Here is a 7,144-nt window from a genome sequence, read left to right as displayed (position 1 = left end):
GTACGTCGCGATCACTCGCGATCCACTCAGGCAAGGTCGCGGCGCACCGCCACTCGACAGGTCTTGTGGTCCGCCTGTGACCGTCTATCGTCGCGCGTGTGAGCGACTGCGACGTGTGGCACTCCCGTCCGGCACCGGGCTCCGGGTGCGCAGACACGGACTGCTATAGGAGACGGGCGTGAGGAGGGTTCGGCTGGACGGCACGGCCCTGACATGGGGTGTGCTCGCCGTGGGCGTCACCTTGGCTCTCGTGGTCCTCGGCAGCTCCGGCCTCACGTGGTTCGATGCCGCCCTCGTCGGCTACCTGATGGGGACGTTGTTCGCCATCTTCGGCACGGTCTACCGCTATGTCGTGTGGATGAAGCGGCCCCCCACAGCGAAGCTGAACGCGCGTGGGTGGGAGCTGTTGTGGCGTGGCCGGCAGCCGGGACGCAACCTGCTGATGCTGCCGGGACTGGTCGTCTCGAAGCTGTTCGTGCAGGGCTTCATCCGACAGCGGTCGACGACGCGGTGGCTCGGTCACCAGTTGTTGTTCTGGGGATGCGTGCTCGCGGTGGCGGTCACGTTTCCGCTGACGTTCGGGTGGCTGCACTTCGAGTCGGTCGGGCAGGTCGCGCGGGACTACCGGCTCGTGGTCGCCGACTTCGCCACGCCCGTGACGTTCGACGCCCGCAGCGTGTTCGGGTGGTTCATGTTCCACGCGCTCGACGTGTCCGCGGTGCTCGTCATCGCCGGTGTCATCGTCTTCCTCGGGCGCCGTCTGCGCGACCCCGGCGCGCTCGCCATGGAGCGCTCCAGCGATTTCCTGCCGCTGGCCGGGCTGTTCGCAGTGTCGGTGACCGGGCTCATGCTGACGGTGTCGAACCTGTGGCTCGAAGGGCGCTTCTACACCTTCCTCACGACGACGCACGCGCTGACGGTGATCCTGGGGCTGATGTACATCCCCTTCGGGAAGCTGTTCCACATCTTCCAGCGCCCCGGCAACCTCGGCGTCGCCTACTACAAGCAGGAGGGCGCGCGGGGGCCTCAGGCGCAGTGCGCGAACTGCGGCGAACCGTTCGCGAGCCAGATGCAGGTCGACGATCTGAAGGAGATCCTGCCGGCGCTCGGGTTCGACTACGACATCCCGCAGGGTCGCGGCGGCGGCAACTGGCAGGACACCTGCCCTCGGTGCCGGCGCACGCTGATCACGCTCGCCCAATCGCAACGTGTCGGAGGGTTCGGCTGATGGCGACGAGGCCCGTCACGGAGGAGGCGCTCGTCGAGCGCTACGGACCCCATCTCAACCTCGCGCCGCCGGGCGGCTGGCAGCGCGACGGCGACGAGGTCGACCGACTGGTGCGCACCCACTGCTGCTTCTGCGGGCAGCAGTGCAGCCTGTACCTGAAGGTGGCCGGCAACGAGGTCGTCGGGTTCGAACCCGACTACGCGTTCCCGTTCAACGAGGGCAAGCTGTGTCCCAAGGGCGTGAAGCGCTACCTGCAGGGCAGCCACCCCGACCGCCTCCACGACCCCCTCGAGCGCGACCCGGACGCCCCGGGCGGGTTCCGCACGGTCACGTGGGAGCGGGCGTTGTCCCGGACCGTCGACGAGATCCAGCGCATCCAGGAGCGGTACGGCAACGACGCGTTCGCGATGCTGTCGGGCGTGTCGCTCACGAACGAGAAGTCGTACCTGATCGGCAAGTTCGCGCGGCTGGCGCTGGGCACGGCCAACCTGGACTACAACGGCCGTCTGTGCATGGTGTCGGCTGGGGCGGCGAACAAGAAGTCCCTGGGCATCGATCGCGCGAGCAACGCGTGGGACGACATCCCCCGCGCCGAGGTGATCTACCTCGCCGGCGCGAACGTCGCCGAGTGCGCGCCGATCACGACGAGCTACATCTGGCGCGCACGCGACCACGGCGCGAAGCTCATCGTCCAGGACCCTCGGGTCACGCCGATCGCCCGCACCGCCGACGTGTTCCTCGGGCTCAAGCCCGGGACCGACTCGGCGCTGCTCGGCTCGGTCCTGCACGTGCTGATCGCCCGCGACTGGATCGACCACGCGTTCATCGAAGCGCACACCGAGGGCTTCGACGCCGCGGCCGAGGCGGTGCGCGACTACACCCCCGCGTGGGCGTCACAGGTCACCGGCGTCCCGGCGAACCGCATCTTCGACGCCGCTGAGCTGTGGGGCACGTCGGAGACCGGCATGCTGTTGCACGCCCGCGGCATCGAGCACCAGACCAAGGGCGTCGAGAACGTCATGGCCTGCATCAACCTGGGTCTGGCCACCGGCAAGTACGGCAGGCCGGGCTGCGGGGTCACGACGATCACCGGCCAGGGCAACGGCCAGGGCGGGCGTGAGCACGGTCACAAGTGCGACCAGCTGCCGGGCAACCGGGACATCACGAACCCGGAGCACCGCGCCTACATCGCCGACGTATGGGGCTGTGCCGAGTCCGAGATCCCCGGCAAGGGCCTGACCGCGCAGGAGATCATCGAGGCAATCCACGCCGACGAGATCAAGGGCCTGCTGTCGATCTGCTTCAACCCGCTGGTGTCCCTGCCGGACACCGCGCACACGCGGGCGGCGCTCGAGAAGCTCGAGTTCTACGCCAACATCGACTTCTTCCTGTCCGAGACCGCGCAGTTCGCCGACGTGGTGCTCGCCGGGTCGCTGCACGAGGAGGACGAGGGCACGTCGACCAGCGCCGAGGGGCGGGTCATCAAGATCAACCAGGCGATCGACCCGCCGGGCAACGCCCGCAAGGACTGGCAGATCCTGCTGGAGATCGCCCGCCGGCTCGGGCGCGGCCGGTACTTCGACCACTTCGTCTCGACGCAGGACATGTTCGAGGAACTGCGGGTCGCGTCGAAGGGCGGCGCCGCCGACTACTACGGCGTGACCTGGCAGCGGGTCGAGGACGAGCAGGGCGTGTTCTGGCCCTGCCCCGAGATCGGTCACCCCGGCACCAGGCGGCTGTACGAGGGCGGCCGGTTCTACACCCCGAACGGGCGCGGCAGGTTCAACGCCGTCAGCTATCGCGACCCGGCCGAGGTCGTCGACGACGAGTACCCGATCTGGCTGACGACCGGCCGCGTGGTCAGCCAGTACCTGTCGGGCACGCAGACCCGGCGGATCGGCCCGCTCGTCACGCAGTACCCCGAGCCGCTGCTGGAGATCCACCCGCAGCTCGCTGATCGCCACGGGATCGCCGACGGCGACCTCGTGCGCGTGACGTCGCGTCGCAACTCCATGACGCTGCCCGCCCGCGTCGTGACGACGATCCGCCCCGACACGGTGTTCATCCCGTACCACTGGGCGGGGGCGCAGGCGGCGAACCAGCTCACGAACCGGGCGCTCGACCCGGTCTCGAAGATCCCCGAGTACAAGGTGTCGACGGTGCGCATCGAACGTCTCGGCGAGCGCCGCGCGGTCGTGGACAGTCGCGACACACGGCTGTACACCGACGCGAACGCCACATCGCCGCGCGAACGGTAGGCGCACCAGACCGGACAAGGGAAGGGACGCAGGTGGAGGACGCAGCGACCGGCACGGGCCGCGCCGATGTCGGCGAGCTGTATGCGGGCCGCGACGACGTGGTGTTCGTGATCGACCAGAGCCGCTGCATCGGCTGCAACGCGTGTGTCGCCGCCTGCGCCGAGTGCGGCACCCACCGCGGCGAGTCGATGATCCACCTGGAGTACGTCGACCGCGGGTCGACCGTCCAGACGGCACCGATGGTCTGCATGCACTGCGAGGACCCGACGTGCGCCGAGGTGTGCCCCGCCGACGCCATCAAGCAGAACGAGGACGGCGTCGTGCAGACCTCGCTGAAGCCCCGCTGCATCGGGTGCTCGAACTGTGTGAACGCCTGCCCCTTCGGTGTGCCGAAGTACATGGCCGAGATCGACCAGATGATGAAGTGCGACATGTGCTACGACCGCACATCAGAAGGTCTGGCGCCGATGTGCGCGACGGTGTGCCCGTCCGAGGCGCTGTGGTACGGCACGCGCGAGGAGTTCACGCAACGCCGGCAGGGTCAGCTGCTGTCGGACTGGGATTTCGGCAACGCGCACATCACGACCAAGGTCGCCACGGTCGTGACCGACCGCGAACCAGGACCACTCGATGTGCTGCTCGGGCGGGAGCCGCAGTTCCGCTGGCAGGACGACCCCTTCGCCCTGGAGGGACGCGGATGAGCGATGCGCGGGACGGCAGGACGCCCGACGCGAGGAACCTCGACCCCCCGATCGGCGCCGCCACCTCCGGTGGTCACCGCACCGGGGACCGCGGGCTGCGACCGCGCGAGGAGCCCTCACCCGTCTGGCGACGCGACTTCCCCTACACCTCCGAGGGCGAGGAGACCGTGACGCGGCGGGAGTTCACCCGCTACCTGGTGCTCGCCTCTGGAGCGTTCGCCGCGGGCAACGTCGTCGTCGCGGGATGGGCGTCCGCCCGGGACGTCCCAGAGGGTGCGCCCTCGCGGATCGTCGCGCTCGACGACGTGCCGGTTGGCGGGTCGCACCTGTTCCGCTACCCAGGTGCAGAGGATCCCGCCATCCTCGTGCGCACCGGCGACACCGACGTCGTGGCGTGGAGCCAGAAGTGCACGCACCTGGGCTGCGTCGTCTACTACGCGCAGGAGGAGCAACTGCTGGAGTGCCCGTGCCACGAGGGCTTCTTCGACGTGCACTCCGGCCGTGTCGTCGCCGGTCCGCCTGAACGACCGCTGCCGCGGATCGCGCTCGAGGTCCGCGACGGTCAGGTCTGGGCGACGGGCTACGAGGTCGCCGGGCCCCTGGGTGCGTCGCGATGAGCCGCGAACCCGTCCGGCCCACCCGGAGGCGCGAGCGCACGGTGTCCTCGGCTGTCGCCGTGTACATCATCGTGCTGCTCGCGCTGCAGATCTTCCTGCTGACCGTGGCGCTCGACGCCCTGCTCGGCTACGACCCCGCGATGGCGTGGGTGTCCGCCGGCTTCAGCGTCCTGCTCGCGATCGGTTCGGCGCTGTTCTACCGCTACCTGCGGGGCTAGCGCTCACGCCGCAGCGGTATCGGCTCCCGCGAACCGCATGAGGGTGTAGACGAGCGCCGCGAGCGCCACGCCGGCGAGCAGCAGCAGGCCGATGAGGTACGAGCCGGTCGCGCTGTACACGAGACCCATGACGATCGGCGGGAAGAACCCGCCGAGGCCGCCGGCGGCGCCGACGAAACCGGTCACCGCGCCGACGCGTTCGGGTGGTGCGAGCCGCCCGACGAGCGCGAAGACGGCCCCGTTGCCGACACCGAGCGCGGCCGCCGCCGACAGCAGCGCGACGGTGCCCACGACGATGCCGGGGGCGAACGCCTGGACGGCCGCGGCGGCGGTCACCACACCGAAGGCCACCACCAGCACGCGTCCGCCGCCGAACCGGTCGGCGAGCCAGCCCCCGACCGGGCGGGCGCCGGTGGCCAGCATGATGAACCCGGCGGCGCGGGCGGCTGCGTCGGCGGTCTGCAACCCATAGACGTTGCCGAGGTACGTCGGCAGGTAGACGCCGAACGCCACGAAGCCGCCGAAGGTGAGCGCGTACAGCGCGGACAGGTCCAGCGTGATGCGCAGCGACAGAGCCGCCCTCAGCCGGTCACGGATCGGGATCGGGTGACGGTCAACGCCGGGTGCGTCGCGGCCGACGAACCACGTGACCGCGGCGGTCGCGAGCATCACGGCGGCCACGACGAGGAATGGCACCGACCGTGACGTCGCCGCAGCGATCGGCGGTGAGGTGAACCCGGCGAGGGCCGTCCCGACATTGCCGACGCCGTAGACGCCGAGCGCGAAACCGCGTCGCGCGGGCGGGAACCAGTGGTTCACGAACGGAATGCCGATGGCGAACGACGCACCGGACACACCTAGGAAGAACCCACCGACGAGCAGGGCCGGGTATGACTCGAACGCGGCGAGGAACAGCAACGGCAGGACCACGAACAGGCTCAGCCCGGTGAACATCTCCCGGCCCCCGAAGCGGTCAGTGAGCGCACCGATCGGGATCCGCGCGATGGAGCCCAGGATGACCGGGACCGCCACCATCACCGAGACCTGCAAGGCGCTGAGGCTCAGTGCGTCGCGGTAGTCGGGAGCGAGCGGCGACAACAGGCCCCACGCCCAGAAGTTCGTCGTGAACGCGAACGTTGCGACGGCCAGGGCGACCACCGCGCCGCCAGGCCGGGCCTGCCGCTCACGGCTGGAAGTGTTCACGTTCGACATTGCACTCTCCACGGTCGACCCTGCGATGACCAACGTGGTCCTCCACGGAGTCTGATCGATCGGCGGACCGATCATCCAGAGGTGGGACGGATGTAGCCGGGTGAAACCTGTTGCGGCCTGACGTCACCGACGTGCCTCCCCTAGAGTTGAGCGTCCACGACCGTCGGAGGCGCGCATGGGCTCGGATGAGACGACCGGAGCACCATCGGTTGGCGGCCCGACCGATCCGGTGAACCTGCCGCAGGCGGCAGCGGAGTTGCTGCACTCGGCGAAGGCGACGCCTGCAGGGCGGGCCGGACGGACACTCACCCCTGGGGCCGGTGCGCCGCTGAAGCAGTCGCTGCTCGCACTGGCCTCCGGACGATCGCTCGCAGACCACGAAAGCCCCGCCGCCGCGACGTTGCAGGTGATCAGCGGCACGGTGCGGCTGACCGGCGGGGGACCGCACGACATCGACCTGCGTGCCGGCGACCACGCCGCCATCCCACCCGTGCGACACGGGCTCGAGGCGCTCGACGACGCGGTTGTGCTGCTCAGCGTCGCGCAGGGCGCACAAGGCGCCGGTGCCTGACAACCCACCATCGTCGGCGTGACCGCGTTGGCCGCGCGTCGATCGTGGGTTGGCGGTGCCCACCGAGGTTGAGTGCCACCAGCCTGGGCGTCGGGCCGGTGCAGGCGGAAGCCGCGGCGCATGGTCGGGATGGCCGACAGCGGCCGGAACCACAACTGGCCGCGCCGGACGACGATCTCGGCGCCGGCGCCGAACACAAGCCGGTCGAACAGGTTGGCCAGGGGCCCGGGGTCCATGCCGTACCAGCCGCACAGCTCGGCCCAGACCTCGGGCCGGGCGGCGATGTCGGTGCGGACCGCCTGGTCGGGCGCTCCCAGGGCGTGGCGGAGCAGCGCGGTC

Annotated in this window: 8 protein-coding genes; 7 read left to right on the top strand and 1 reads right to left on the bottom strand. The window is 70.0% G+C overall.

The window, feature by feature from the left end:
* Positions 1 to 178: 178 nt before the first annotated feature.
* The 5 genes from VFZ70_09355 to VFZ70_09335 are packed head-to-tail and all read left to right on the top strand — an operon-like array spanning position 179 to position 5,022.
* On the top strand, positions 179 to 1,228 hold the full coding sequence (locus VFZ70_09355; GenBank protein HEX6256004.1) for a hypothetical protein: 1,050 nt from the start codon (positions 179 to 181) through the stop codon (positions 1,226 to 1,228).
* A complete protein-coding gene (locus VFZ70_09350; GenBank protein ID HEX6256003.1) occupies positions 1,228 to 3,486 on the top strand; it encodes a molybdopterin oxidoreductase family protein in 2,259 nt (752 codons plus the stop codon). The genes VFZ70_09355 and VFZ70_09350 overlap by 1 nt, the downstream gene beginning before the upstream one ends.
* Before the next feature lie 32 nt (positions 3,487 to 3,518).
* Positions 3,519 to 4,187, top strand: a complete 669-nt coding sequence (locus tag VFZ70_09345; protein HEX6256002.1) for a 4Fe-4S dicluster domain-containing protein — start codon at positions 3,519 to 3,521, stop codon at positions 4,185 to 4,187.
* The gene (locus VFZ70_09340) at positions 4,184 to 4,804 is read left to right on the top strand and encodes a Rieske (2Fe-2S) protein (GenBank protein HEX6256001.1); all 621 of its coding nucleotides are present in this window, start codon (positions 4,184 to 4,186) and stop codon (positions 4,802 to 4,804) included. Before VFZ70_09345 ends, VFZ70_09340 begins: the two co-directional genes overlap by 4 nt.
* Positions 4,801 to 5,022 carry a DUF6755 family protein gene (locus VFZ70_09335; GenBank protein ID HEX6256000.1) on the top strand — a complete coding sequence of 74 codons (222 nt, stop codon included), beginning with the start codon at positions 4,801 to 4,803 and terminating at the stop codon, positions 5,020 to 5,022. Before VFZ70_09340 ends, VFZ70_09335 begins: the two co-directional genes overlap by 4 nt.
* A 3-nt stretch (positions 5,023 to 5,025) precedes the next feature.
* On the opposite strand, the gene VFZ70_09330 is transcribed toward VFZ70_09335, so the two are convergent.
* Positions 5,026 to 6,234 (bottom strand): MFS transporter, encoded by a 1,209-nt coding sequence (locus VFZ70_09330; protein HEX6255999.1) that lies wholly within the window; start codon positions 6,232 to 6,234, stop codon positions 5,026 to 5,028.
* Between the two features lie 175 nt (positions 6,235 to 6,409).
* Here VFZ70_09330 and VFZ70_09325 point away from each other — a divergent pair, with 175 nt between their 5' ends.
* On the top strand, positions 6,410 to 6,805 hold the full coding sequence (locus VFZ70_09325) for a hypothetical protein (GenBank protein ID HEX6255998.1): 396 nt from the start codon (positions 6,410 to 6,412) through the stop codon (positions 6,803 to 6,805).
* A 68-nt stretch (positions 6,806 to 6,873) separates the two neighbouring features.
* Positions 6,874 to 7,144 (top strand): hypothetical protein (locus VFZ70_09320; protein ID HEX6255997.1); only part of this gene is annotated, 271 nt, incomplete at its 3' end.

Source organism: Euzebyales bacterium (assembly GCA_036374135.1).
GTDB lineage: Bacteria > Actinomycetota > Nitriliruptoria > Euzebyales > JAHELV01 > JAHELV01.
This window is presented reverse-complemented; position numbering and strand designations above follow the sequence as displayed.

What these genes read in the sequence shown, in the direction of transcription:
- VFZ70_09330 (HEX6255999.1), bottom strand. Translation starts at nt 6,234, where the DNA reads ATGTCGAACGTGAACACTTCCAGCCGTGAGCGGCAGGCCCGGCCTGGC.
- VFZ70_09335 (HEX6256000.1), top strand. Translation starts at nt 4,801, where the DNA reads ATGAGCCGCGAACCCGTCCGGCCCACCCGGAGGCGCGAGCGCACGGTG.
- VFZ70_09325 (HEX6255998.1), top strand. Translation starts at nt 6,410, where the DNA reads ATGGGCTCGGATGAGACGACCGGAGCACCATCGGTTGGCGGCCCGACC.
- VFZ70_09350 (HEX6256003.1), top strand. Translation starts at nt 1,228, where the DNA reads ATGGCGACGAGGCCCGTCACGGAGGAGGCGCTCGTCGAGCGCTACGGA.
- VFZ70_09340 (HEX6256001.1), top strand. Translation starts at nt 4,184, where the DNA reads ATGAGCGATGCGCGGGACGGCAGGACGCCCGACGCGAGGAACCTCGAC.